At 55.7% G+C, this 25,115-nt stretch carries 27 protein-coding genes; 19 read left to right on the plus strand and 8 right to left on the minus strand.

Annotated elements, in window-relative coordinates; all coding sequences use genetic code 11:
- Nucleotides 1-33 precede the first annotated feature (33 nt).
- The gene (locus HCH49_RS07005; protein WP_221702461.1) at nucleotides 34-1,206 is read left to right on the plus strand and encodes a MalY/PatB family protein; all 1,173 of its coding nucleotides are present in this window, start codon (nucleotides 34-36) and stop codon (nucleotides 1,204-1,206) included.
- Nucleotides 1,207-1,302: 96 nt separating this feature from the next.
- Nucleotides 1,303-2,304, plus strand: a complete 1,002-nt coding sequence (gene add, locus HCH49_RS07010) for an adenosine deaminase (protein WP_033145337.1) — start codon at nucleotides 1,303-1,305, stop codon at nucleotides 2,302-2,304.
- A gap of 53 nt (nucleotides 2,305-2,357) precedes the next feature.
- Here add and HCH49_RS07015 read toward each other — a convergent pair whose 3' ends face one another.
- The gene (locus HCH49_RS07015) at nucleotides 2,358-3,398 is read right to left on the minus strand and encodes an oxidoreductase (RefSeq protein WP_032657704.1); all 1,041 of its coding nucleotides are present in this window, start codon (nucleotides 3,396-3,398) and stop codon (nucleotides 2,358-2,360) included.
- A gap of 243 nt (nucleotides 3,399-3,641) precedes the next feature.
- Between HCH49_RS07015 and blr the strand changes: the two genes are divergently transcribed.
- The 12 genes from blr to gstA all read left to right on the plus strand — a co-directional run bounded on the left by blr (nucleotide 3,642) and on the right by gstA (nucleotide 13,816).
- On the plus strand, nucleotides 3,642-3,767 hold the full coding sequence (gene blr, locus HCH49_RS07020) for a division septum protein Blr (RefSeq protein WP_168112406.1): 126 nt from the start codon (nucleotides 3,642-3,644) through the stop codon (nucleotides 3,765-3,767).
- A gap of 231 nt (nucleotides 3,768-3,998) precedes the next feature.
- Entirely contained in the window at nucleotides 3,999-4,214 is a 216-nt protein-coding gene (ydgT, locus tag HCH49_RS07025; protein ID WP_013096896.1) for a transcription modulator YdgT, read from the plus strand.
- Nucleotides 4,215-4,300: 86 nt separating this feature from the next.
- Nucleotides 4,301-4,741, plus strand: a complete 441-nt coding sequence (locus tag HCH49_RS07030) for a DUF2569 domain-containing protein (protein ID WP_048977467.1) — start codon at nucleotides 4,301-4,303, stop codon at nucleotides 4,739-4,741.
- 76 nt (nucleotides 4,742-4,817) lie between these two features.
- Nucleotides 4,818-5,399, plus strand: a complete 582-nt coding sequence (gene rsxA / locus HCH49_RS07035) for an electron transport complex subunit RsxA (RefSeq protein WP_014883581.1) — start codon at nucleotides 4,818-4,820, stop codon at nucleotides 5,397-5,399.
- On the plus strand, nucleotides 5,399-5,977 hold the full coding sequence (gene rsxB, locus HCH49_RS07040) for an electron transport complex subunit RsxB (protein ID WP_023311378.1): 579 nt from the start codon (nucleotides 5,399-5,401) through the stop codon (nucleotides 5,975-5,977). The genes rsxA and rsxB overlap by 1 nt, the downstream gene beginning before the upstream one ends.
- Nucleotides 5,970-8,000 carry an electron transport complex subunit RsxC gene (rsxC, locus tag HCH49_RS07045; protein WP_221702462.1) on the plus strand — a complete coding sequence of 677 codons (2,031 nt, stop codon included), beginning with the start codon at nucleotides 5,970-5,972 and terminating at the stop codon, nucleotides 7,998-8,000. Before rsxB ends, rsxC begins: the two co-directional genes overlap by 8 nt.
- The gene (rsxD, locus tag HCH49_RS07050) at nucleotides 8,001-9,053 is read left to right on the plus strand and encodes an electron transport complex subunit RsxD (protein ID WP_221702463.1); all 1,053 of its coding nucleotides are present in this window, start codon (nucleotides 8,001-8,003) and stop codon (nucleotides 9,051-9,053) included. It abuts the gene before it with no gap.
- A 10-nt stretch (nucleotides 9,054-9,063) separates the two neighbouring features.
- Nucleotides 9,064-9,684 (plus strand): electron transport complex subunit RsxG, encoded by a 621-nt coding sequence (rsxG, locus tag HCH49_RS07055; protein WP_087822442.1) that lies wholly within the window; start codon nucleotides 9,064-9,066, stop codon nucleotides 9,682-9,684.
- Nucleotides 9,685-9,686: 2 nt separating this feature from the next.
- On the plus strand, nucleotides 9,687-10,373 hold the full coding sequence (locus HCH49_RS07060; protein WP_023617347.1) for an electron transport complex subunit E: 687 nt from the start codon (nucleotides 9,687-9,689) through the stop codon (nucleotides 10,371-10,373).
- Nucleotides 10,370-11,005, plus strand: coding sequence for an endonuclease III (gene nth / locus HCH49_RS07065; protein WP_033145331.1), 636 nt, complete (start codon nucleotides 10,370-10,372; stop codon nucleotides 11,003-11,005). The genes HCH49_RS07060 and nth overlap by 4 nt, the downstream gene beginning before the upstream one ends.
- A gap of 591 nt (nucleotides 11,006-11,596) precedes the next feature.
- Nucleotides 11,597-13,105, plus strand: coding sequence for a dipeptide/tripeptide permease DtpA (gene dtpA / locus HCH49_RS07070; RefSeq protein WP_033145330.1), 1,509 nt, complete (start codon nucleotides 11,597-11,599; stop codon nucleotides 13,103-13,105).
- A gap of 105 nt (nucleotides 13,106-13,210) precedes the next feature.
- Nucleotides 13,211-13,816 (plus strand): glutathione transferase GstA, encoded by a 606-nt coding sequence (gstA, locus tag HCH49_RS07075; protein WP_048977464.1) that lies wholly within the window; start codon nucleotides 13,211-13,213, stop codon nucleotides 13,814-13,816.
- A 60-nt stretch (nucleotides 13,817-13,876) separates the two neighbouring features.
- On the opposite strand, the gene pdxY is transcribed toward gstA, so the two are convergent.
- The 5 genes from pdxY to anmK form a co-directional block, all read right to left on the minus strand.
- Nucleotides 13,877-14,737, minus strand: coding sequence for a pyridoxal kinase PdxY (gene pdxY, locus HCH49_RS07080; RefSeq protein ID WP_039262324.1), 861 nt, complete (start codon nucleotides 14,735-14,737; stop codon nucleotides 13,877-13,879).
- 66 nt (nucleotides 14,738-14,803) lie between these two features.
- A complete protein-coding gene (gene tyrS, locus HCH49_RS07085) occupies nucleotides 14,804-16,078 on the minus strand; it encodes a tyrosine--tRNA ligase (RefSeq protein ID WP_048977462.1) in 1,275 nt (424 codons plus the stop codon).
- Nucleotides 16,079-16,203: 125 nt separating this feature from the next.
- The gene (pdxH, locus tag HCH49_RS07090) at nucleotides 16,204-16,860 is read right to left on the minus strand and encodes a pyridoxamine 5'-phosphate oxidase (RefSeq protein ID WP_024909355.1); all 657 of its coding nucleotides are present in this window, start codon (nucleotides 16,858-16,860) and stop codon (nucleotides 16,204-16,206) included.
- A 57-nt stretch (nucleotides 16,861-16,917) separates the two neighbouring features.
- On the minus strand, nucleotides 16,918-17,241 hold the full coding sequence (mliC, locus tag HCH49_RS07095; RefSeq protein ID WP_058840748.1) for a C-type lysozyme inhibitor: 324 nt from the start codon (nucleotides 17,239-17,241) through the stop codon (nucleotides 16,918-16,920).
- A gap of 93 nt (nucleotides 17,242-17,334) precedes the next feature.
- Nucleotides 17,335-18,459, minus strand: coding sequence for an anhydro-N-acetylmuramic acid kinase (gene anmK, locus HCH49_RS07100; RefSeq protein ID WP_087822440.1), 1,125 nt, complete (start codon nucleotides 18,457-18,459; stop codon nucleotides 17,335-17,337).
- A gap of 255 nt (nucleotides 18,460-18,714) precedes the next feature.
- On the opposite strand from anmK, the gene slyB reads away from it, so the two are divergent.
- Nucleotides 18,715-19,182: an outer membrane lipoprotein SlyB gene (gene slyB, locus HCH49_RS07105; RefSeq protein WP_023311367.1), complete on the plus strand. Its 468-nt coding sequence runs from the start codon at nucleotides 18,715-18,717 to the stop codon at nucleotides 19,180-19,182.
- A gap of 199 nt (nucleotides 19,183-19,381) precedes the next feature.
- Nucleotides 19,382-20,743 carry a GGDEF domain-containing protein gene (locus HCH49_RS07110; RefSeq protein WP_214538327.1) on the plus strand — a complete coding sequence of 454 codons (1,362 nt, stop codon included), beginning with the start codon at nucleotides 19,382-19,384 and terminating at the stop codon, nucleotides 20,741-20,743.
- 36 nt (nucleotides 20,744-20,779) lie between these two features.
- Here HCH49_RS07110 and slyA read toward each other — a convergent pair whose 3' ends face one another.
- On the minus strand, nucleotides 20,780-21,220 hold the full coding sequence (gene slyA / locus HCH49_RS07115; RefSeq protein WP_033145325.1) for a transcriptional regulator SlyA: 441 nt from the start codon (nucleotides 21,218-21,220) through the stop codon (nucleotides 20,780-20,782).
- A gap of 186 nt (nucleotides 21,221-21,406) precedes the next feature.
- On the opposite strand from slyA, the gene HCH49_RS07120 reads away from it, so the two are divergent.
- The 3 genes from HCH49_RS07120 to HCH49_RS07130 are packed head-to-tail and all read left to right on the plus strand — an operon-like array spanning nucleotide 21,407 to nucleotide 24,539.
- A complete protein-coding gene (locus tag HCH49_RS07120) occupies nucleotides 21,407-21,643 on the plus strand; it encodes a DUF1656 domain-containing protein (protein ID WP_221702464.1) in 237 nt (78 codons plus the stop codon).
- A gap of 2 nt (nucleotides 21,644-21,645) precedes the next feature.
- Entirely contained in the window at nucleotides 21,646-22,506 is an 861-nt protein-coding gene (locus HCH49_RS07125; RefSeq protein WP_221702465.1) for an HlyD family secretion protein, read from the plus strand.
- Nucleotides 22,506-24,539 (plus strand): FUSC family protein, encoded by a 2,034-nt coding sequence (locus HCH49_RS07130; RefSeq protein WP_221702466.1) that lies wholly within the window; start codon nucleotides 22,506-22,508, stop codon nucleotides 24,537-24,539. The genes HCH49_RS07125 and HCH49_RS07130 overlap by 1 nt, the downstream gene beginning before the upstream one ends.
- On the opposite strand, the gene sodC is transcribed toward HCH49_RS07130, so the two are convergent.
- Entirely contained in the window at nucleotides 24,518-25,036 is a 519-nt protein-coding gene (sodC, locus tag HCH49_RS07135; RefSeq protein WP_047061660.1) for a superoxide dismutase [Cu-Zn] SodC, read from the minus strand. The genes HCH49_RS07130 and sodC overlap by 22 nt on opposite strands.
- Between the last annotated feature and the right edge of the window lie 79 nt (nucleotides 25,037-25,115).

Below are 25,115 nucleotides of genomic sequence, written 5' to 3' on the forward strand. Positions count from 1 at the left end.
TCATGAGGGGGTTTTACTTTAAGGACTCACGTCATGTTTGATTTTTCTACCGTCGTGGATCGACACGGCACCTGGTGTACGCAGTGGGACTACGTCGCCGACCGCTTTGGCGCGGCCGATCTGCTGCCTTTCACCATCTCGGATATGGATTTCGCCACCGCGCCCTGCATTACCGACGCGCTGCATCAGCGCATCAATCACGGCGTGCTGGGCTACAGCCGCTGGAAGAACGATGAGTTTCTCGCCGCCGTCGCGCACTGGTTCCAGAAGCGCTTTAACAGCCAGATTGATACGGAAACCGTCGTTTATGGTCCTTCCGTTATCTACATGGTGTCAGAGCTGATTCGTCTCTGGTCACACCCCGGCGACGGCGTGGTGGTACACACCCCGGCATACGACGCGTTTTACAAAGCCATTGAAGGGAATGCGCGTCATGTGGTGCCCGTGGAGATGGAAAAGCACGCAGCAGGCTGGCAGGGAAATATGGCGGCGCTGGAAGCGGCCCTGGCGAAACCTGAAAACAAAATTTTACTTCTTTGCAGCCCGCAAAACCCAACCGGCAAGGTCTGGACGCGGGACGAGCTGACGCAGATGGCGGAACTGTGCGCACGCTATGACGTGGCGGTTATCAGCGATGAAATTCATATGGATATGGTGTGGGGAGAGCATCGTCACACGCCGTGGAACGCGGTGGCGCGCGGCAAATGGGCGCTTCTCACTTCCGGCTCGAAAAGCTTTAATATTCCAGCGCTGACGGGCGCTTACGGCCTTATTGGTGATGAGGAGAGCCGTAACGGTTATCTCAGCGCACTAAAAGGCCGGGACGGACTCTCTTCCCCTTCCGTGCTGGCGCTAACGGCGCATATCGCCGCCTATCAGCAGGGAGCGCCGTGGCTGGATGCCCTGCGGGGGTATCTGGAAGAGAATCTGTTGTATATCGCGCAGGAAGTAAACCGCGCCTTTCCGAAACTGAACTGGCAGCCGCCCGAAGCGACCTATCTGGCCTGGATTGACCTGCGCCCGCTGAATATTGACGATCGGGCGCTGCAAAAAGTGCTGATCGAGCAGCAAAAAGTCGCCATCATGCCGGGATATACCTACGGCAAAGAGGGAAACGGCTTTGTTCGCCTGAACGCCGGCTGTCCGCGCAGCAAGCTTGAACAAGGGGTGCAATGCCTCATTGCCGGGATTAACACGCTCCTCTAATCAATTTGCGCAACGGATTATTCCCTTGCGCAAATAGCTTTTTACCCCGTTTTGTTTTTATAATATGGCGCACTTTAACCAGAAAAGAGTGCGACCATGATTGATACACGCCTGCCTTTAACTGATATTCATCGTCACCTTGACGGTAACATTCGTGCCCAAACCATCCTCGATCTTGGCCGCCAGTTCAATTTAACGCTTCCTGCGCAGACGCTTGAGTCGCTGATCCCTCACGTACAGGTAACCTCCAATGAACCGGACCTGGTCAGCTTCCTGAGCAAACTCGACTGGGGCGTGAAGATGCTGGCCTCGCTGGATGCCTGCCGCCGCGTGGCGTTTGAGAACATTGAAGATGCGGCCCGTAATGGCCTGCATTACGTCGAGCTGCGCTTCTCGCCGGGCTATATGGCGATGACCCACAGCCTGCCCGTTGCAGGCGTGGTGGAAGCCGTGATTGAAGGCGTGCGCGAAGGGTGTAAAACCTTCGACGTTCAGGCCCGTCTGATTGGCATTATGAGCCGTACGTTCGGCGAAGCCGCCTGCCTGCAGGAGCTTGAAGCGCTGCTGGCCCATCGCGATGCCATCACCGCCGTCGATCTGGCCGGTGACGAGCTGGGCTTCCCGGGCAGTCTGTTCCTCTCCCACTTCAACCGCGCGCGCGATGCCGGCTGGCACATTACCGTGCATGCGGGTGAAGCGGCTGGCCCGGAAAGCATCTGGCAGGCCATCCGCGAGCTGGGCGCCGAGCGTATCGGCCACGGCGTGAAGGCGGTAGAAGATCGCGCCCTGATGGATTTCCTGGCGGAGCAGCGTATCGGGATTGAGTCGTGCCTGACGTCTAATATTCAGACCAGCACCGTGGCAACGCTGGCGCATCATCCGCTGAAAACGTTCCTCGAGCACGGCGTGCTGGCCTCGCTGAACACTGACGACCCGGCGGTTCAGGGCGTGGATATCATCCACGAATACAACATCGCCGCACCGCAGGCGGGTCTGAGCCGCGAGCAGATCCGTCAGGCGCAGATCAACGGGCTGGAGATCGCCTTCCTGACGCCTGAAGAGAAGCAGGCGCTTAAAGATAAAGTGGCTCGCGGTTGAGCATTTGCCGGGTAGCGGCTACGCCTTACCCGGCCTACAACAGCCCTTAAAACTTATGCCAGACAGAGCGTGGCGCGATGTTTGGCAGATTCAATACCCAGCTCAATCAGCTCCATAATCTGAATCGCCTGGCTGGCCGGAACCGGATTTTCGCCCGTGCCGTTCAGCGCATCGCGAATGCCCGCATAATAGGCCGGATAGTTGCCCGGGATCGTCAGCAAGGTTTCCTCTACCAGTTCCTCACCTTCCACCCGCGTGACCACGCCGTCCCGCATATCATAGCCCCAGTCTTCCTGCGGCAAACGTTCACCGCTTTTCAGCCGGTCCTCCTGCGGATCGAGGCCAAACTTCACGTAGCTCCCGCGCGTGCCGTGAATGATGTAGCGGGCAGATTCCGCGGCCGCGACCATCGTGCCGTGCAGCACAATCCGCCGCTGCGGGTAGCTGAGCACCGCGTGGAAGTAATCGGTCGTCTGCGCTCCGGGCCGGAGCTGGGCCAGATCGACCGTCATGCTCACCGGCAGACCAAAAAGATTGACGGCCTGATCCAGCAGATGCGGGGCTAAATCGTACCAGATACCGCTGCCCGGACCGGCCTGCTCGCGCCAGCGGTTTCGTACCTGCGGCCGGAAGCGGTCAAAGTGCGATTCAAAAAAGAGGATCTCCCCTAGCGTGCCTTCACTGAGAAGCCTTTTTACCGTCAGAAAGTCGCTGTCCCAGCGGCGGTTATGGAACACCGACAGCAGCCTGCCCAGGCTCTTTGCCAGCGCATCCAGCTCGCGAGCCTGAGACAGGGTGACGGTAAAGGGCTTATCGACAACCACGTGCTTACCGGCCTCCAGCGCGGCCTTTGCCAGCGGAAAGTGGGTGTCGTTCGGGGTGGGGATAACGATTAAATCAATATTTGGATCGTTGAAAAGGTGTTTTGGCTCAGAGACAACCGGCACGGAAGGCCAGTCGGCATGGACTTTAGCGGCATCGCTGCTGGATACCGCAGCCAGGGTCATCCCCGGCGTCCCGGCTATCAGAGGCGCATGAAACGTTTTGCTTGCATACCCGTAGCCGATAAGCCCAACGCGGATATTATCACTCATAGTGCCGTCCTCTTTTATGACGTTCTTATTTCACACTGGCTAGCTTGGCATTACCACAGATTAATAATGTGCCATATGACTTAAAATAGCAGGTTGTAGGGGTTGTTTTTGTTACATAGTATTAACCCACTGATTTTGTTTAAGGGAACCGTTCCCAAAGCGCTTGCCGTCGGGGAAACGTCGCTGTAACATTTGCGACCTGTATTTATGGATAAAGTACAACTACGAATCATGACGTCAATTATTAATCGAATCATTGAATTAGCGGGATGGATTGTCCTTGGGGTTTCGGTCATTTTGCTGGGCGTTGCCAGCCATATCGATAACTACCAGCCGCCGGAGCCTGTCACAGTCGCCCAACCTAAGTAACCGGTTACTGCAATAAAGAGTGACATAATATGTCAGTTACTTATTGCCAGCCCTGGTGAACACGGTTAACCTTCTCTTCCAGGCATCGTCTGATGCCTAAATTTCAGCAAAGAAAACTCCTAATTTCGTCGCGTTACCTGAGTGGGCTGTTTACGTCTTTATTAATCCGTTTATTATTCGAACGAATTACCTTAACTGGTATTACTCACTTTTATATGGAAACTTATTAATATGACAGTTCAGGACTATTTATTAAAATTTCGCAAGATCAATTCGCTTGAGAGCCTGGAAAAACTGTTTGACCATCTGAACTACACCCTGTCGGATAATCAGGACATCATTAATATGTATCGCGCCGCTGACCATCGCCGTGCGGAGCTGGTTTCCGGAGGTCGTTTGTTCAACGTGGGTGAAGTGCCTAAGTCCGTATGGCGTTACGTTTTATAAGAAAGTAGCCATCCGCGCGAAATGTTATATACTCTCCGCCCTGCAAACTGGCTGTACAACATTTCGCGCAGATTATGGGAGAGTTCATGACCGCAACGCCTGGAGAACGCATTGGAGGCTGGTTAATCGCCCCACTGGCATGGCTGCTGGTTGCCTTATTAAGCGCATCACTTGCGCTGCTGCTGTATACCACCGCACTGATTACTCCTCACGCCATCCAGACCCTGATGTCGCAAAGCGTGCTGAGTATTGCGATGTGGTTTGTGTCGTTCGTTTTCGCGATTGGTATGTGGTACTACACCCTGTGGTTGACCATCGCCTTCTTTAAGCGCCGCAAAAGTGTACCTAAACACTACATTATCTGGCTGCTGATTTCGGTTCTGCTGGCGGTTAAAGCGTTTGCTTTTTCGCCCGTATCAGACGCTCTGGCCGTTCGTCAGCTGCTTTTCCCGTTACTGGCGGCCGCGCTGCTGGTCCCCTATTTCAAGCGTTCGACGCGGGTAAAAAACACCTTTGTGAACCCGTAATAACCCTACAGATAACCTGTTGTCGCCTGCGTGAGTTTGTCCGATAATAGGCGGCTTTTTTATTTCAGGCTAAATAATGACCGATTACTTACTGCTCTTTGTCGGCACCGTGCTGGTTAACAACTTCGTTCTGGTGAAGTTCCTTGGCCTGTGCCCGTTTATGGGCGTGTCCAAAAAGCTGGAAACGGCGATGGGCATGGGGCTGGCGACAACCTTCGTCATGACGATGGCGTCCATCTGCGCGTGGTTGATTGATACCTGGATCCTCATCCCGCTGGGGTTAATCTATCTTCGTACGCTGGCTTTTATTCTGGTCATTGCGGTTGTTGTGCAATTTACTGAAATGGTGGTGCGTAAAACCAGCCCGGCCCTCTATCGCCTGCTGGGTATCTTCCTGCCGCTGATCACCACCAACTGTGCCGTTCTCGGCGTTGCGCTGCTGAACATCAACCTTGGCCATAACTTTATGCAGTCGGCGCTGTACGGTTTTTCCGCCGCCGTCGGTTTCTCATTTGTTATGGTCCTGTTCGCGTCGATTCGCGAGCGTCTGGCGGCAGCGGATATCCCTGCGCCCTTCCGCGGTAACGCGATTGCGCTGGTTACCGCGGGTTTAATGTCTCTGGCCTTTATGGGCTTTAGTGGTCTGGTGAAGTTGTAATGAATGCTATCTGGATTGCCATCGCCTCTATCAGCGTCCTGGGGTTGGTGTTTGGCCTTATCCTGGGTTACGCCTCCCGCCGTTTCGCGGTAGAGGACGATCCCGTTGTTGAAAAAATTGATGAGCTTTTGCCGCAAAGCCAGTGCGGGCAGTGCGGCTACCCGGGCTGCCGCCCCTATGCCGAAGCGGTAGGCATTCAGGGTGAAAAAATTAACCGCTGCGCCCCCGGCGGCGAAGCGGTGATGCTGAAAATCGCGGCCCTGCTTAACGTCGATCCGCAGCCCGTTGATGGCGATGCGGAGGTGCAGGAACCGGTTCGCGCCCTCGCCGTGATCGACGAGGCAAACTGCATCGGCTGCACCAAATGTATTCAGGCCTGCCCGGTTGACGCCATTGTCGGCGCCACCCGCGCCATGCACACCGTCGTGGCGGATCTGTGCACCGGCTGTAACCTCTGCGTGGCCCCCTGCCCGACGCAATGTATCGAGCTGCGCCCGGTTGAAACGACTACCGAAAGCTGGAAGTGGGATCTTCAAACCATTCCGGTTCGTATCATTCCTGTGGAACAACATGCTTAAGTTATTTTCTGCTTTCAGAAAAGAGAAGATTTGGGACTTTGACGGCGGTATCCATCCGCCAGAGATGAAAACCCAGTCCAACGGCACGCCGCTGCGTCAAATTCCGCTGGCGACGCGTTACGTCATGCCGCTCAAGCAGCATATTGGCGCTGAGGGCGAGCTGTGCGTGAAAGAAGGCGATACGGTTCTTCGCGGTCAGCCGCTGACCTTTGGCCGTGGACGTATGCTGCCGGTGCACGCCCCTACCTCCGGTAAAGTGGTGGCGATTGCCCCTCATACGGTGGCTCATCCGTCCGCGCTGTCGGAGCTGAGCGTGATCATTGAAGCCGACGGCGAAGACCGCTGGATTGAACGTGACGGCTGGAGCGATTACCGCAGCCAGAGCCGCGAAGCGCTTATTGAGCGTATTCATCAGTTCGGCGTCGCCGGGCTGGGCGGCGCGGGCTTCCCGACCGGCGTCAAGCTGCGCGGCGGTGGCGATAACATCCAGACGTTGATTATCAACGCCGCCGAGTGCGAGCCGTATATCACCGCCGACGATCGTCTGATGCAGGATTGCGCCGCTCAGGTGGTGGAAGGCATCCGCATCCTGGCGCACATTCTGAAGCCGCGGGAAGTGCTGATTGGTATCGAAGACAATAAACCGCAGGCCATCTCGATGCTGCGCGCCGTGCTGGCGGGCAGTCATGATATTAGCCTGCGCGTTATCCCGACCAAGTACCCTTCTGGCGGCGCAAAACAGCTGACGCAAATTCTCACCGGCAAGCAGGTCCCGCACGGCGGACGCTCTTCGGATATCGGCGTGCTGATGCAAAACGTCGGCACCGCCTATGCGGTGAAACGCGCGGTGATTGACGGCGAGCCGTTGACCGAGCGCGTGGTGACGCTGACCGGCGAGTCGGTTTCCCGTCCGGGCAACGTCTGGGCGCGTCTGGGTACGCCGGTGCGCCATCTGCTGGAACAGGCTGAATTTTGCCCGGCCAGCGATCAGATGGTGATCATGGGCGGCCCGCTGATGGGCTTTACGCTGCCGTGGCTGGACGTTCCGGTAGTGAAAATCACTAACTGTCTGCTCGCTCCTTCCCCCACCGAAATGGGTGAAGAGCAGGAAGAGAAAGGTTGCATCCGCTGCAGCGCCTGTGCCGATGCCTGCCCGGCGGATCTCCTCCCGCAGCAGCTGTACTGGTACAGCAAAGGCCAGCTGCACGACAAGGCAAAATCACATAATCTGGCCGACTGCATTGAATGCGGCGCCTGCGCCTGGGTCTGCCCAAGCAACATTCCGCTGGTGCAATACTTCCGTCAGGAGAAGGCCGAGATTTATGCCATCTCCATGGAAGAAAAACGCGCCGCAGAAGCCAAGGCACGTTTCGAAGCGCGTCAGGCGCGACTGGAGCGCGAAAAAATCGCCCGTCAGGAACGCCATAAGCAGGCCGCCGTTCAGCCTGCCGGGAAAGATCAGGATGCGATCAACGCCGCACTGGCGCGCGTTCGCGAGAAAAAAGCCGATGCCGCCCAGACGGTGGTGATCCAGGCCGGGGAAAAACCGGATAACAGCGAGGCGATTGCCGCTCGCGAAGCGCGAAAGGCTGCGGCTCGCGCGCGTCAGGCGGAAAAAGCGCAAACGGTTCAGGCAGATACTGAGATCGACCCGCGTAAAGCGGCCGTTGAAGCGGCGATAGCCCGGGCCAAGGCCCGCAAAGCTGGAGAGCAGCAGGTAGTCGTCGAGCAAGAAGCGGTCGACCCACGCAAAGCCGCCGTTGAAGCGGCGATTGCTCGCGCCAAAGCCCGCAAGGCTGCGCAGCAGGCGCCAGAGGCAGTATCAGAAGCAGAAGCACCACCGGTCGACCCGCGTAAAGCCGCCGTCGAAGCAGCGATTGCCCGCGCCAAAGCCCGTAAGGCTGCGCAGCAGGAAGAGCAGCCGCAGGCCGCCAACGATGACCCGCGCAAGGCCGCCGTCGCCGCCGCCATTGCGCGCGTTCAGGCGAAGAAAGCCGCACAGCAAGCCGTAAACGAGGATTAAATGGTTTTCAGAATCGCAAGTTCCCCTTACACCCACAACCAGCGTCAGACATCGCGCATTATGATGCTGGTCTGCCTGGCCGCGCTGCCGGGCATTGCCGTTCAGTGCTGGTTTTTCGGCTGGGGAACCCTGTTCCAGATAGCCCTGGGCTGCGCCAGCGCCGTCGCGGCGGAAGCACTCGTCCTGAAGCTGCGTAAGATGGCGGTGTCACGCATTCTGGCTGACAACTCCGCGCTGCTGACCGGCCTGCTGCTCGCCATCAGTATTCCGCCGTTTGCCCCGTGGTGGATGGTCATGCTCGGTACCGTGTTTGCCGTGATCATTGCCAAACAGCTGTACGGCGGGCTCGGCCATAACCCGTTTAACCCGGCGATGATTGGCTACGTGGTGCTGCTGATCTCCTTCCCGGTGCAGATGACCAGCTGGCTGCCACCGCACGAGATTGCGGCCACGGTTCCGGGCTTTATGGATGCCCTGCACGTTATCTTTACCGGCCATACGGCGCTCGGCGCTGATATGAACGCGCTGCGCATGGGCGTGGACGGTATCAGCCAGGCGACGCCTCTCGATACCTTTAAAACGTCCCTGCACGCCGGGCAAAGCGTTGAGCAGATCATGAAATCCGCGATTTACAGCGGCATGCTGGCGGGTGCGGGCTGGCAGTGGGTCAACCTGGCGTATCTGCTGGGCGGCCTGTTCCTGCTGCAGCAGAAAGCCATTCGCTGGCATATTCCGGTCAGCTTCCTCGTGACGCTGGCGGTTTGCGCCACGCTGGGTTGGGTATTCTCTCCTGAATCACTCGCCAGCCCGCAGATGCATTTGCTCTCCGGTGCGACCATGCTGGGTGCCTTCTTTATCCTGACGGACCCGGTTACGGCGTCAACGACTAACCGCGGCCGCCTGATCTTCGGCGCGCTGGCGGGCCTGCTGGTATGGCTCATCCGCAGCTTTGGCGGTTACCCGGACGGCGTAGCGTTTGCCGTCCTGCTCGCCAACATTACCGTTCCGCTCATCGACTATTACACGCGTCCGCGCGTGTACGGCCATCGCTAAGGGTTTCGCCATGTTAAAAACGATGCAAAAACACGGCGTCACGCTGGCTGTCTTCGCCGCGGTCCTCACCGGGCTGACGGCCCTGGTTAACACGTTAACCAAAACGACCATCGAAGAGCAGGCTTCAAAGCAGCAAAAGGCGCTGTTCGATCAGGTGATCCCGTCAGATTTCTACGATAATGACCTGCAAAAGAGCTGCTTTGTGGTAGACGCGCCGCAGCTTGGGAAAGGCGCGCACCGCCTCTTTATTGCCCGCAAAGGGGATAGACCGGTAGGCGCGGTGATGGAAGCGACCGCGCCCGACGGCTATTCCGGTGCCATTCAGCTGCTTGTCGGCAGCGATTTCTCCGGCACTATTCTGGGTACTCGCGTGACGGAACATCATGAAACGCCGGGCCTGGGCGATAAAATTGAAACCCGTCTGAGCGACTGGATTTTGCACTTCGCCGGTAAAGTTATCCATGGCGAAGGGGATACCGCGTTTGCGGTGAAGAAAGATGGCGGCGAGTTCGATCAATTCACCGGCGCGACCATCACGCCGCGCGCCGTGGTGAACGCCGTAAAACGAGCCGGGCTGTATGCTGAAACGCTGCCCGCGCAAATCAACAATCTTCCGGCCTGTGAGGAGTAATCATGAGCCAGGTTAAAGAGGTTATTGTCCAGGGGTTGTGGAAGAACAACTCCGCGCTGGTCCAGCTTCTGGGGATGTGTCCCCTGCTGGCGGTAACGTCCACCGCCACCAACGCGCTCGGTCTGGGTCTGGCAACCACGCTGGTGCTGACGCTGACCAACCTCTCCATCTCCGCCCTGCGCCGCTGGACGCCGTCGGAAATTCGTATTCCGATTTACGTCATGATCATTGCGTCGGTGGTCAGTATCGTCCAGATGCTGATTAACGCCTACGCGTTTGGCCTGTACCAGTCGCTCGGGATCTTTATTCCCCTTATCGTGACCAACTGTATCGTCGTTGGCCGTGCGGAAGCGTTCGCGGTGAAAAACAGCCCCGCCATGTCGGCGCTGGATGGTTTTTCCATTGGAATGGGCGCCACCTGCGCCATGTTCGTGCTGGGCTCGCTGCGCGAGATCCTCGGTAACGGTACGCTGTTTGACGGCGCAGATGCGCTGCTGGGCGGCTGGGCCAAAGCGCTGCGCGTTGAAGTGTTCCACACCGATACGCCATTCCTGCTGGCAATGCTGCCCCCTGGCGCGTTTATTGGCCTTGGCATGATGCTGGCGATAAAATACCTGATTGATGAGAAACGTAAGCGCCGTGCGGCTGAGCGCAGCGTTCTGGAAGGGACACCCGAGAAGGCTTCATGAATAAAGAAAAGCGCATTGCGATCCTGACCCGTCTGCGGGACGAGAACCCGCACCCGACGACGGAGCTGAATTTTACCTCCCCGTTTGAGCTGCTGATCGCGGTGTTGCTCTCTGCACAGGCGACCGATGTGAGCGTCAATAAAGCCACTGCCCTGCTCTATCCGGTCGCCAATACGCCAAAAGCCATGCTGGAGCTGGGCGTGGAAGGCGTGAAGTCCTATATCAAAACCATCGGCCTGTTTAACAGCAAAGCCGAGAACGTCATTAAGACCTGCCGGATCCTGCTGGAACAGCACGGAGGCGAAGTACCGGAAGATCGCGCCGCGCTGGAAGCCTTACCGGGCGTGGGGCGTAAGACCGCGAACGTGGTGCTCAACACCGCGTTTGGCTGGCCGACCATCGCCGTGGATACGCATATTTTCCGCGTCTCTAACCGGACTAACTTCGCGCCGGGGAAAAATGTTGAGCAGGTCGAAGAGAAGCTGTTAAAGGTGGTTCCGGACGAATTTAAGGTTGACTGTCATCACTGGCTGATTCTGCACGGCCGCTATACCTGTATTGCCCGTAAGCCTCGCTGCGGCTCCTGCATTATTGAAGATCTCTGCGAATACAAAGAAAAAGTGTATCCCTGATCGTCACAAACCCTTATCAAAAGAAGGGCTACCAGACACCCTTCTTTTGGCCGTTATTTGTCCGTCTTTCATTCCCCCTGACCTGTCACTTGTTCGGTTGTTTAACGCTCAAACAGGTTAATACTTTTTTCATAGCCAAAAATTTCTATACATCTGTGATCGCGATCACCCTGATAACTTCATGTTGAATTTTTGTTGTCAAAATTCGCCTGAACCCTTTGTCTGACAAGATACTCTCCGTCCATCACCGAAGATAAGACCAGCTATTTTTCAGAATATGGCCCATATCACTGCATTAAGCAGTAAATAGCAGAACATATCGCCAAAAGCCGGTCGCGGTGGGTTAATGCCAGTCGAAAAAACTACCTTTACTCATCGTATGAAATTTAACGCTGAATAACATTTATATGAACCGACGATTATACCACTTCAGATATATGTAACAGATTATTACAAACGTATTGCCAGATGGGGCAGGATAGTGAACATTACCCGCCGTTTCTCCTCCCAATATAACTATAAGGCGTATGGACTACGGCCATCGCGCTATGAACACCCCCGTTAATATGGGATGTAAAAAAAGAGGTATATGTGTCTACTGCAAACAATAAACCAACAGATGAAAGCGTGAGTCTTAACGCTTTTAAACAGCCTAAAGCGTTCTATCTCATCTTCTCTATCGAGTTATGGGAGCGTTTTGGTTATTACGGCCTGCAAGGGATCATGGCGGTTTACCTGGTAAAACAGCTGGGTATGTCCGAAGCCGATTCCATCACGCTGTTCTCTTCCTTTAGTGCTCTGGTGTACGGTCTGGTCGCTATTGGCGGCTGGCTGGGTGATAAAGTCCTCGGGACTAAACGCGTCATCATGCTGGGCGCCATTGTCCTGGCGATTGGCTATGGTCTGGTTGCATGGTCAGGGCATGATGCCGCTGTCGTGTATATGGGTATGGCGACGATTGCCGTCGGTAACGGTCTGTTCAAAGCGAACCCGTCCTCCCTGCTTTCTACCTGCTATAACAAAGACGATCCGCGCCTGGACGGTGCATTTACCATGTACTACATGTCCATCAACATCGGTTCGTTCTTCTCGATGCTGGCAACCCCATGGCTTGCGGCGAAGTTCGGCTGGAGCGTGGCGTTTGCGCTGAGCTTCGTGGGCATGCTGATCACCGTGGTCAACTTCCTGTTCTGCCGCAGCTGGGTTAAAGACTACGGTTCAAAACCTGACTTCGAGCCTGTGCATATGGGCAAACTGCTGGCCACCATCGTGGGCGTTGTTGTCCTCGCGGCAATCGCCACCTGGCTGCTGCACAACCAGGGTATCGCCCGTGCCGTTCTGGGCGTGGTCGCGCTGGGTATCGTGGTTATCTTTGCGAAAGAAGCGTTCGCCATGCAGGGTGCTGCCCGTCGCAAGATGATTGTGGCGTTCATTCTGATGCTGGAAGCGATTATCTTCTTCGTGCTGTACAGCCAGATGCCAACCTCACTGAACTTCTTCGCCATTCGTAACGTTGAGCACTCAATTCTGGGCATCGCGTTCGAGCCGGAACAGTATCAGGCGCTGAACCCGTTCTGGATCATGATTGGTAGCCCGATTCTGGCCGCTATTTATAACAAGATGGGCGACCGTCTGCCAATGCCGCACAAGTTTGCTATCGGTATGGTGCTGTGCTCCGGCGCGTTCCTGGTGCTGCCGCTGGGTACCAAATTTGCCACCGACGCGGGTATCGTGTCCGTTAACTGGCTGATCCTGAGCTACGCGCTGCAGTCTATCGGTGAACTGATGATCTCCGGTCTGGGTCTGGCGATGGTTGCACAGCTGGTGCCACAGCGTCTGATGGGCTTCATTATGGGTAGCTGGTTCCTGACGACTGCCGGTGCGGCAATCATTGCGGGTAAAATTGCGAACCTGATGGCTGTACCGGAAAACGTCACTGACCCACTGGTCTCCCTGAACGTCTACGGTACCGTGTTCATGCAGATTGGTATCGCGACTGCGGTTATTGCAGTTCTGATGCTGCTGACCGCGCCGAAACTGAATCGTATGACTCAGGACGACGACAAGACGGCTGAAGCGACCAAAACCGCTACCGCGTAAGATTATTGAGAAACGACAGAACAGAAGCCGCTAATGTATTAGCGGCTTTTTTTTTGTCCGTTGGCGCACTAACATAGCTGAAACCTCAGCAAAAAGGAGTTACCGATGAAACTGTTCTACAAACCGGGCGCGTGCTCTCTTGCTTCCCATATCACCCTGCGCGAGAGCGGCAAAGATTTCACGCTGGACGGCGTTGATCTGATGAAAAAGCGTCTGGAAAATGGCGATGATTTTCTTGCCATTAACCCCAAGGGACAAGTTCCGGCGCTCTTGCTGGATGACGGTACTCTGCTGACCGAAGGCGTCGCGATTATGCAGTTCCTGGCCGATAGCGTACCCGATCGCCAGCTGCTGGCTCCGGTCAGTACCATTTCTCGCTATAAGACGCTGGAATGGCTGAACTACATTGCGACCGAACTGCACAAAGGATTTACGCCGTTGTTCCGCCCGGATACGCCAGAGGAGTTCAAACCGACCCTGCGTGCGCTTCTTGAGAAAAAGCTGCAGTATGTTAACGAATCGCTGAAAGACGAACAGTGGATTTGTGGTTCGCGCTTCACGATTGCCGATGCGTATCTGTTTACCGTGCTGCGCTGGGCGCGCGCGGTTAAGCTGAACCTGGAAGGGTTAGACCATATCGCATCGTATATGAAACGCGTGGCAGAGCGTCCTGCAGTGGCTGCGGCGCTGAAAGCGGAAGGGTTGAATTAACCGAGCGGCCTGTGTTGCCGGGTGGCGCTAACGCTTACCCGGCCTACACGTTTTGGCCGGTTATAACCGGGTTGCGCTGAAATAGTGCTCCGGCTTCGCGATACGATCCTGTGCCGCAACCACCTGCAGTTCATATTCCTGCATCTCTTTCGTCGCAATCATGATTTCGTACACCGCCGCGGTAACGTGTTCCAGCGCGTCACGTATCGTCGCCCCCTGCAGTAATTTCACCAGCAGCAGACCACTCGTAACATCTCCGACCCCAACCGGCTGGCGCAGGCCGAAATCCACCAGCGGACGGCTAATATGCCAGGCGTCATCTTTCGTCACCAGAAGCATCTCAAAACGGTCCTGACTCAGCCCTGCGCGGGCGAGATGTTTTACCAGCACCACCTCAGGCCCCTGAGCGATCAGTTCGCGAGACGCGCTTACCGCCTCTTCTACGCTGTTAACCGGACGCTCGCAGAGAATTTCGAGCTCGACCAGGTTTGGCGCAATGATATCGCTGGCGGGCAACGCGTGGCGGACGTGAAACTCTGCGACGCCTGGCGCCACGATACAGCCTTTCTCCGGATGGCCCATAACGGGGTCGCAGAAGTATTTTGCCGCCGGGTTTGCGGCTTTCACCTGGCGTACGATGCCGAGGATATGCTCCCCCTGCTCCGCTGAGCCGAGGTAGCCGCTCAGCACGGCGTCACAGCGTCTGAGCTGGTCGATATCGGCAATCCCCTGCACAACCTCGGTGAGGTGCGAAGGCGGCATTACGCAGCCGGTCCATTTGCCGTATTGCGTGTGGTTAGAGAACTGCACGGTATTAAGGGGCCAGACGTTGACGCCGAGGCGACGCATCGGGAATTCCGCGGCGCTATTGCCAGCGTGTCCAAAAACAACGTGGGACTGAATGGCGAGGATGTTCTTCATTTTTTTCTTACCAAACCCTGAAAAAACAAAAGGGGCGTGGTTTCCCACGCCCCTGGAGACTGTTAATTATTTCCAGCAGACAAGGCAGTAGTTTTTCTTACCGCGACGCAGCAGCGTGTAGCGACCATACAGACGGTCACCGTCAACGAAGGTGTATTCCGGGTCGGCCTGTTTCTCACCGTTGATGGTGATAGCGTTAGACGCGATGGTTTTACGCGCCTGACCGCGCGAAGGCTGGAGCTCAGAGTCCACCAGCGCCTGCATCAGGTCAGCCCCTTTTTCCATCTCAACCATTGGCACGCCGTCCTGCGCCAGCTGTTCGAAGTCCGCTTCGCTCAGATCGCTCAGGGTACCGTTGAACAGGCTTGCGGTAATACGTTTTGCCGCGGCCAGACCTTCTTCACCGTGAACCAGTTTGGTCACTTCGTCCGCCAGCACATACTGGGCGCGCGGTGCTTTACCGCTGTTTTTGTCTTCTTCTTCCAGCGCGTTGATGTCTTCGATGTCCATAAAGGTGAAGAACTTCAGGAAGCGGTAAACATCGGCATCCGCCGTGTTGATCCAGAACTGGTAGAATTTGTACGGGCTGGTTTTCTTCGGATCGAGCCATACCGCGCCGCCTTCTGTCTTCCCAAATTTGGTGCCGTCTGCCTTGGTGATCAGCGGAACGGTCAGACCGAAGACCTGGTTCTGGTGCAGACGACGTGTCAGGTCGATACCGGAGGTGATGTTACCCCACTGATCGGAACCGCCAATCTGCAGGGAAACGCCGTGCAGCTTGTTCAGGCAGGCAAAGTCATAACCCTGCAGCAGGTTGTAGGAGAACTCGGTAAAAGAGATACCCTGGTCGTCACGGTTCAGACGCTGCTTCACGGCTTCTTTGTTAATCATCTGGTTAACAGAGAAGTGCTTTCCGATGTCGCGCAGGAAGGTCAGCACGTTCATGCTGCCAAACCAGTCGTAGTTGTTCGCGGCAATGGCAGAGTTATCACCACAGTTGAAGTCGAGGAACGGTGCAACCTGTTTGCGGATCTTATCCACCCACTCCTGCACGGTATCTTCGGTATTCAGTTTACGCTCAGCGGCTTTAAAGCTTGGGTCACCAATCAGGCCGGTCGCGCCGCCCACCAGCGCAACAGGCTTATGGCCCGCCATCTGGAAGCGTTTCAGGCATAACAATGGAACAAGATGCCCCAAATGCAAGCTGTCAGCGGTGGGATCGAAGCCGCAATAGAGCGCGATCGGGCCTTGCGCCAGTCGCTCTGCTAACGCTTCCTCGTCCGTCACCTGGGCCACGAGGCCCCGCTCTTGCAATTGTTTAATCAAGTTACTGCTTGCCATCAAATTCTCCATGTATAAACGACTGCACCTTTGCCGGTACACGACTTTTCGCCTGATGCGAAAGGACAATAGAATAAAGCGCAAGCGCGGTGTGCGCTAGCGCTTAAATCAACAAATTTCGGGGATTACGGTGCCAGTCTGTCGATTTTCCAGCCGCCATTCTCGCGCTGGTATAAAAAGCGGTCGTGCAGGCGATGTTCGCCCCCCTGCCAGAACTCCATCTGCTCAATCGGGATGCGGAAACCGCCCCAGAAGCTTGGCAAAGGAATTTCACCCTGCTGGAACTTCTGTTTCAGCTCCAGGAATTTACTTTCCAGCACGCCGCGGGCGGAAATTCGGCTGGACTGTTTTGATACCCAGGCGCCAATCTGGCTGTCGCGCGGGCGGCTGTGGAAATACTTAACCACTTCCAGCGTCGAGAGACGTTCCGCCTTGCCGGTGACCATTACCTGACGTTCCAGCATGTGCCAGGGAAACAGCAGGCTGATACGCGGATTGTTTTCTAAATGGTGTGCCTTGCGGCTGCCAAGGTTGGTATAGAACACCAGCCCTTTCTCGTCATAATGCTTGAGCAATACGATGCGCTGATACGGTTGGCCGTTTTCATCCACCGTCGCGACAACCATGGCGGTTGGGTCGGCGAGTTTCGCTTCGCAGGCCTGTTTCAGCCAGCGTTCAAAAAGCACGAGGGGTTCAGCGGGAAGATCCTGGCGACGCAGGCCGCCTTTAGTGTATTCACGGCGCAGATGCGCAATTTGCTGCAGTTCGTCGTTATCTGACATGGCGTTAGCTGACATTGAGAGTGGGTGGCGCTATTGTGCGCCGCCCCTGTAAAAATCTCAACGCTTCGGATTTTCGAGCTGACAATTGTTCAACACAATGCGGTCGCGTTTGTAGACCGCGGCGCTGTCGCCTTTCGACCAGAAGACGTAGATACCGTCAGAATAACGTGCGCCGGAGGCTGACATCCCCTGCTTCAGCGTCAGCAATTTATTGTCATAAACAAAACTGGCTTCCTGGCGTGGGTTATTCAGCTTGACGGTCAGCGGTTTTTCATCGCAGCGATACTCCAGCGTATCGGTCTGCATGCGCTCAAGAAGCTGGTTATAGACGCTGCATCCTGACAGCAATAAAGGCGCGGCAATAAGAAGAAGTTTTTTCATGGGCGTATTCCGAAGACTTTCCTGGTCCTGGAGGGCATGGCTGCCCTCCTGTTTCGTTCCATTCTAACGATGACGCGCCGCGCTGAATTTCAGTTAACTCTGATTATGACGAGGATTTGCCGGGAAAATCGCCCCGAGGACGCTCGCCTCACGCGCGCCGGTCACCGACGGCAAGTTGCCCGGCAGTCCGGCAATAGTGCGCCAGGCAAGCCAGGCGAAGGCCAGCGCCTCCATATCATCCCCGCTGATGCCGGCCTCGTCGGTCGTGGTCACTTCGGTACCCGACAGTAGCCCCGCAAGACGCGCCATCACCAGCGGGTTTCGGCTTCCTCCGCCGCACACCAGCAGGCGTTCACATCCGCCGCTGAGCAGAACCTGTTCGGAGATCGACACGGCCGTCAGCTCGGCAAGCGTCGCCTGGACATCCTGCGGCGCGAGCGCCGGGAATGGCGCCAGCTGACGCTCAAGCCAGCCCAGGTTGAAGTATTCACGCCCCGTGCTCTTAGGGGCCGGCAGGGCAAAATATGGATCGCTCAGCATCGACTGCAGCAGCGGAATAATCACTTTCCCCCCGCTCGCCCACTCCGCGTTTTTATCATACGGTTGTCCGCACTGCCGCCAGATCCAGGCATCCATTAACATATTGCCCGGGCCGGTATCGTAGCCGCGGACGGGCTGCCCCGGGATGAGCATCGAAAGATTGGCAATCCCACCAATGTTGAGCACCATGCGGCGTTCTGTAGGGTGCGCCAGTAACGCCTGATGGAACGCGGGTACCAGCGGCGCGCCCTGCCCGCCAAGGGCGATATCGCGACGACGGAAATCGCCTACCACCGTCACGCCCGTCTTCGCCACAATCTGGTTGTTATCGCCGATTTGCAGAGTATGCGGGGCATCTCCGCCGGGCTCATGCCAGACCGTTTGTCCGTGACAGCCGATGGCCACCACATCCTGCGGGCGAAGATGTTCTTTTTGCATCAAAGCCTGCACTGCATCCGCAAATAGCGCCCCCAGGCGAACATCAAGCTGTCCAAGCTGGGAGAGGGTCAGCTGCTGCCCCTGACAGATACTCAAAATATCCTCTTTCAGTGAAATGGGGATTGGCCAGGTCAGGCTCGCCTGCTGCGCCACCATGTTTTCGTCAATGGCGGCCAGAACGACATCTACCCCATCCAGACTGGTGCCTGACATCACACCAATGTAGCGACCCGATTTCATGCGCTTTCCTTACGTTGCGTGGGCTAAGGTTATCCACTCAACCATAAACGGCGCAGCTTTGCCATCCTGCGATAATATTTTTTAACAATGTCAGACGGGTAACACGGGCGGATCCTGTTTATGTCTCGTTAAGTCAAATTCAAGTACAATTTTCTTATTGTTAGTGCAAAGATATGAACTATGGCCCCTTATGCCATATAATTTAGCCATAACGGATGCCCCCAATCGGGCGTTTTTGGTGAACAGGAGATTCAAATGATTTTACGTGTACTGGGCGTTTCGCTGATTGGTTTAACTCTGGCTGGCTGTGTGAATGACAGTTCACTTTCTGGCGACGTTTACAGCGCTTCTGAAGCGAAACAGGTTCAGAACGTGACTTACGGTACCGTTGTTAACGCACGCCCTGTACAGATCCAGGGTGGTGATGAAAGCAACGTGATGGGCGCAATCGGCGGTGCCGTGCTGGGTGGTTTCCTGGGTAATACCGTCGGCGGCGGCACTGGCCGTTCTCTGGCAACGGCCGCAGGTGCCGTTGCGGGTGGCGTAGCCGGCCAGGGCGTTCAGGGTGCGATGAACAAAACCCAGGGCGTAGAGCTGGAAATTCGTAAAGACGACGGCAGCACGATCATGGTTGTGCAGAAACAAGGCAGCACTCGCTTCTCTGCAGGCCAGCGCGTTGTTCTGGCAAGCAACGGAAGTCAGGTGACCGTTTCTCCACGTTAATTAAAAATGGATGTGGTCATCAGGCCACATCCATTTACATTATTTATCACTCCCACAAATATATTTACAAAATACATTCACCCTACCCATAATTAACCACGCCATATATTGTTTCTGCGCAAAGTATTTAGCGTGCTAATTGATTACACTCTTCGCAATACCCTCACCTTAATTCATTATAAAGTTATTAAAACCATATATGTTTGCGAATCGCCGTTCTGTAAAGGGCCGTTATATCTCGTTCTGTCTAGGTTGTATTGCTGTTATCGGCATATTACACGCCCTGTTTTCAAAAATTGCCGAATGGGTTCCTACCTTTTCGTCTCACTTGTTCCCTACGCTCACCATTTTTTTACTGGTGTTTGACCTGTTTATTGCCTGCTTTATGGCAATGAAATACTGGTGTGACCGAAAACGGTTGTATCTGGTATCGCTTGCTTTTGCCTTTGCCGGGTCGGCATCGCTGATGGTCGGAACGCTGTGCAGCTTTCCCGCCTGGCTGGACCTCTATCAGTTCAACGCGGTGAACTACAACGATGCGATGATCTTCTATATGTTCCGCCATCTCTTAATGGCGGTGCTAATAATCGTTTCGGCAATACTTTATACCACGCGCAATTGTCCCCTTTCGCGGCTGGCGCATATTGCTATTGTGAGCGGCGAGTTTCTCTTTACCGCTTTTACTGTAGGGTTGGCCTGGATGTATTCCAGTCATTCTTCCTTTTTATCCATTGATCTTGTGGATAATGAAACCCGTGAGTTTATGGTTCTCTGGAGCCACTTTATTAATATTGCATTGATTGCACTCTGGGTGGTCACATTAGCCACGCTGATGTTTATTACGCGCATACGCAACTTATTCTGGGTGGGCGGTAATTTTCTGTGCGTCTGCTATATCGTCACGCTCTCAATGCTGTTAGTGGGTGGACATGTTGAAGATGTCTCCTGGTATCGCGCTCGCTTATTTGAAACCGTCGCCACGCTGATGATCATTTTTGTTCTGCTCTACGATGTTTTCAGGCTGTATCGCGACTCGCACGTTAAGTATCAGCAGTCTTACCAGAACTCCATTCGCGATCCGCTGACGCGCCTGTATAACCGCAGTTATTTTTATGAAACATTAAAGCAGGCGCTGGATATTGCCAAACCCAGCCGCCCGGTTTCCGTCATCGTAAGCGATCTCGATCGCTTCAAGCGCATCAACGACACCTACGGGCATCTTCAGGGCGACAAGGTCCTGCAGTTTGTTGCTAATCTGCTGATGGATTCCGTGCGCCCCCAGGATATCGCGGCCCGTATCGGTGGTGAGGAGTTTGTTCTGATGCTGGCCAACACCTCATCAGACGCGGCGTATCAGGTGGCGGAACGCATACGGTTAAATCTGAGCAGCTTCGATAACGCCAGCAGCGGCGGTCAACTACCGGAGCCAATCACCATCAGCATGGGGGTGTTTACGGCAACGTCACCCGCAATAGCCGCAGAAACGTGCGTGGAAAATGCCGACAAAGCGATGTATGAAGCGAAGGAGACGGGCCGTAACCGCGTGGTCGTCTTTAAGTAAAAAAAAGGCCTTGCTGCTGCAAGGCCTTGTTGTTTGTCAGTCGCGCGACTGTAGCTCATGGATGTTTTGCTCAAGGCGCCCAATGAGGCTGATGAGCATTTCCAGCTCCGCCGGTGAAACGCCTGACAGGATTTCACCGCGCGTCTTAGTGATCACGGCTTCCATTTCCGTGATGATAGGCGCCGCTTTCTCGGTGAGTTTAATCCGCTTGGCGCGACGATCGCTGGCGCAGGTTTGCCGCGAGATCAACCCCTTCTCTTCCAGCTGGTCAAGCGTGCGCACCAGCGACGGTTGCTCAATCCCTATCGCTTTTGCCAGTTGAATTTGCGACTGTTCGGGCGGCAGCTGATGAATGTTGTGCAGTGTGACCCAATGCGTCTGTGTGAGTTCCAGAGGTTTCAGGCGATGGTCAATCAGAGCACGCCAGACGCGTACCAACCTTGCCAGATCAGAACCTAATGGCGATTCCAATTTCATCTCCTTATAATTAGCTTGCTAAGTTATTATACTGATTTTAGAATAGTGTGCAGCATTTGTATTGCCAAAACAAATGCAATACTGCATTCATCGAACTTAAAAGTATGACTTACACTGAATTGTGATGCTTCATCATACTAAGACAAGCCAACGCGGCATTCTGTTCACTGCAAAGGATTTCTGCCCGTGACGTTTTTTCATCGCTCAGAGGGTTTACCCCTTCAGGACCTGATCTTCGGTGCGTCAGTCTACTTTCCTCCTCTGTTTAAGGACGCTCTGGTGGGCTTTATCCTCTGGCTCATCGCGCATCGCCTGCTTCGCGACTGGATGTACTCCGGCGAAATCTGGCATCCCATGCTGATGGATCTTTCCCTGTTTGCCCTTTCCGTATGCCTGGGCCTTGCCGTTTTGACTGTGTGGTGAATATGTCCCTGAAAACGCTAAAGTACTTTTCCACCCTGTTAGTCCTTGCCCTCGCGCTGGTTGCGGGCTGGTGGATGTGGAATTTTTATATGCAGTCGCCGTGGACGCGTGACGGCAAAGTCCGCGCCGAGCAGGTCAGCATTACCCCTCAGGTTTCGGGAAGTATTACGACGCTGTTGGTTAAGGATAACCAGTTCGTCAAAAAGGGAGACATTTTATTCCGCATCGACGACACCCCGTACCACATTGCGATCCTGAACGCCCAGGCGCAGCTGGCGAAAGCCCAGTCGGATCTGGCTAAGGCCAACAACGAGGCCAACCGCCGCCGCCACTTGTCGCAAAACTACATCTCAGCGGAAGATTTAGACACCGCCAATATCAACGTTAAGGCGATGCAGGCTAACGTTAACGTGGCGGAGGCGACGCTGAAGCAGGCGCAGTGGCAACTGACCCAAACCGTGATTACGGCACCTGTTGATGGATGGGTGACCAACCTCTCGGCCCGCGTGGGGAATTATGCCACCACGGGACAACCGATATTTGCCCTCGTCGACAGCCACTCCTTCTACGTCGTGGGCTATTTCGAAGAGACCAAGCTTCGGCATATTCGCGAGGGTTCGCCAGCCGCAATAACGCTTTACAGCGGCCCTCAAAAGTTACAGGGTCACGTTTCCAGCATTGGCCGCGCTATTTACGATCAAAGTGTTGAAACGGATTCAGGCCTGGTGCCGGACATAAAGCCGAACGTACCCTGGGTGCGTCTGGCCCAGCGCGTTCCGGTTCGCGTGGAGTTTGACCGCTTGCCGGAGGACATTACCCTGGTGTCCGGCACAACCTGCACTGTCTCCATCGGAAACCGGTGATGAAGCTGCAGGGTCTCTCCTGGCAAAACACGCCGTGGATGAAAGCAACGCGTCCCCAGTGGCGCTACGCGCTGCGTAACGGCATTGCCATGTGTCTTGCGCTGACTGTGGCTTATTACCTTAACCTGGATGAGCCCTACTGGGCGATGACGTCTGCGGCGGTAGTCAGTTTTCCGACAGTAGGCGGAGTGATCAGTAAAAGTCTTGGCCGCATCGCAGGCAGCCTGCTCGGCGCCACCGCGGCGCTAATTATCGCTGGCCATACGCTGAACGATCCGTGGCTGTTCCTGCTGAGCATGGCCGCATGGCTGGGGTGCTGTACCTGGGCCTGCGCCCATTTTACCAATAACGTTGCCTACGCGTTTCAGCTGGCGGGCTATACCGCCGCCATCATCGCCTTTCCGGTGGTTAACGTGCTCGACACCACCGAGCTGTGGGATATTGCCCAGGCGCGCGTCTGTGAAGTGATTGTCGGGATCCTCAGCGGCGGCTTCATGATGATGATCCTCCCCAGCACATCCGACGGCACCGCGCTCATCACCGCGCTGAAAACCATGCATACCCGGTTACTGGAACACGCGAGCCTGCTGTGGCAACCGGATACCAGCGACGATATCCGCCTCGCGCATGAAAAGGTGATCGGACAGATCCTGACGATGAATCTGCTGCGCATTCAGGCGTTCTGGAGCCACTACCGCTTTCGCCGCCAGAACACCCTACTTAACTATCTGCTGCACCAGCAGCTGCGCATGACCAGCGCCATCTCCAGCCTGCGCCGGATGCTGCTCAACTGGCCGACGCCACCTGAAAATACCCGAGCCGTGATTGAAACGCTTCTCGCGGCCCTTGCGCGCCCGGATGCGGACATTTACACCGTAGCGCGGATTATCGCCCCGCTCGCCCCGGTTGATGAGTACGACTACCGCCATCGCGCCTTCTGGCAGCGCCTGAATTACTTTTGTCGGCTGTACCTGCGCAGCAGCCGCTGGATTACGGCCGTCGAAAACGCGACCCCGATGACGGAGTTCAACGTCCCCGGCAGCCCGGCACTTGCGCGCCATACCGACTATCTTGAAGCGCTGTGGAGCGGTTTTCGCACCTTCTGTGCGCTGATGCTGGTGGGGGCGTGGAGCATTACCACGCAGTGGGAGTCTGGTACGGCGGCCCTGACGCTTGCCGCCATCAGCTGCGTGCTTTACTCCGTCGCGGCCTCGCCGTTCAACTCGCTTACGCTGCTGCTGCGCACGCTGGTGCTGCTGTCGCTGTTCAGCTTCGTGGTGAAGTTTGGCCTGATGGTGCAGATAAGCGATCTGTGGCAGTTCCTGCTGTTCCTGTTTCCCCTGTTGACCACCATGCAGCTTCTGAAGCTGCAAATGCCCAAGCTGGCGGGCCTCTGGGGACAGCTGATTGTCTTTATGGGCTCGTTTATCTCCGTGACGAATCCACCTGTTTATGATTACGCCGATTTTCTCAATGACAACCTGGCGAAGATCCTGGGCGTGGGGCTGGCGTGGCTGGCTTTCGCGGTGTTACGTCCCGGCTCCGATGCACGCAAGAGCCGCAGGCATATCCGGGAGCTACGCAGAGGGTTTGTCGACCAGCTCAGCCGTAAACCGCATCTGAGCGAAAACGAGTATGAATCGCTGGTCTATCATCACGTCAGCCAGCTGAATAACAGCCAGGACGCGCTGTCCCGGCGCTGGCTGCTGCGCTGGGGCGTGGTGCTGTTAAACTGCTCGCACGTGGTCTGGCAGCTGCGCGCGTGGGAAACGCGTTCCGATCCGCTGTCGCAGGTTCGTGATGTTTGCATCTCCCTGCTGCGCGATGTAATGAGCGAGCGCGGTGTCCAGCAGAGGCCGCTGGAAGCCACGCTGAATGAACTGCAGCGGATCTGCGATACGCTGGCACAGCATCATCTGCCCGCAGCCCGTGATTTGGCCTCAATAATCTGGCGCCTGCACTGCTCGCTGTCGCAGCTGGAACAGGCACCGCCACCGGGAACGATTGGGGATCAGATCACGCCGCACGCATAGCGTGCTCCGCCGCCGCCAAGCGGTTTAGGCCGATCGGACATATTGTCGCCGCCGACATGGATCATCAGCGCCTTGCCTTTCACCTCATCCAGCTTTTTCAGTCGCGGCGCGACAACAGGATCGGTGGCTTTACCGTCGTTATTCACCACCAGCACAGGCAGATCGCCTAAATGCCCCATTCCTTCAGGGCCTTCATGCTTGCCGGAATGCTGCGGATCGAGGTGCCCTCCTGCCGCTTCCGCCGCAGACGGTTTACCTTCTTTTAAAGCGGGCTGACAGCTGCCTTTGGCATGAACATGGAAACCATGTTCACCGGGAGGGAGGGCTTTGAGGTTGGGGGCGAACTCCAGCCCTTTATCGGTTTCAGTGATTTTCACCGTTCCGATGGACTGACCCACACCCTGTGGGGTGACGAGATTCATTTCCACTTCGTCACTGGCTGCCTGCGCCCCTGCGCAAACAACCAGCGTGACCAGTGCCAGAGCAAAACGCTTCATAGTGACCTCCGCGGGTTATTTTTTGCCCCTTAAGTGTATACCAGAGGCAAAGATTTCACCGGAAAGCCACTTTCAGGCG

Source organism: Enterobacter sp. Y17, from assembly GCF_019730495.1.
GTDB classification, from domain to species: domain Bacteria; phylum Pseudomonadota; class Gammaproteobacteria; order Enterobacterales; family Enterobacteriaceae; genus Enterobacter; species Enterobacter asburiae_B.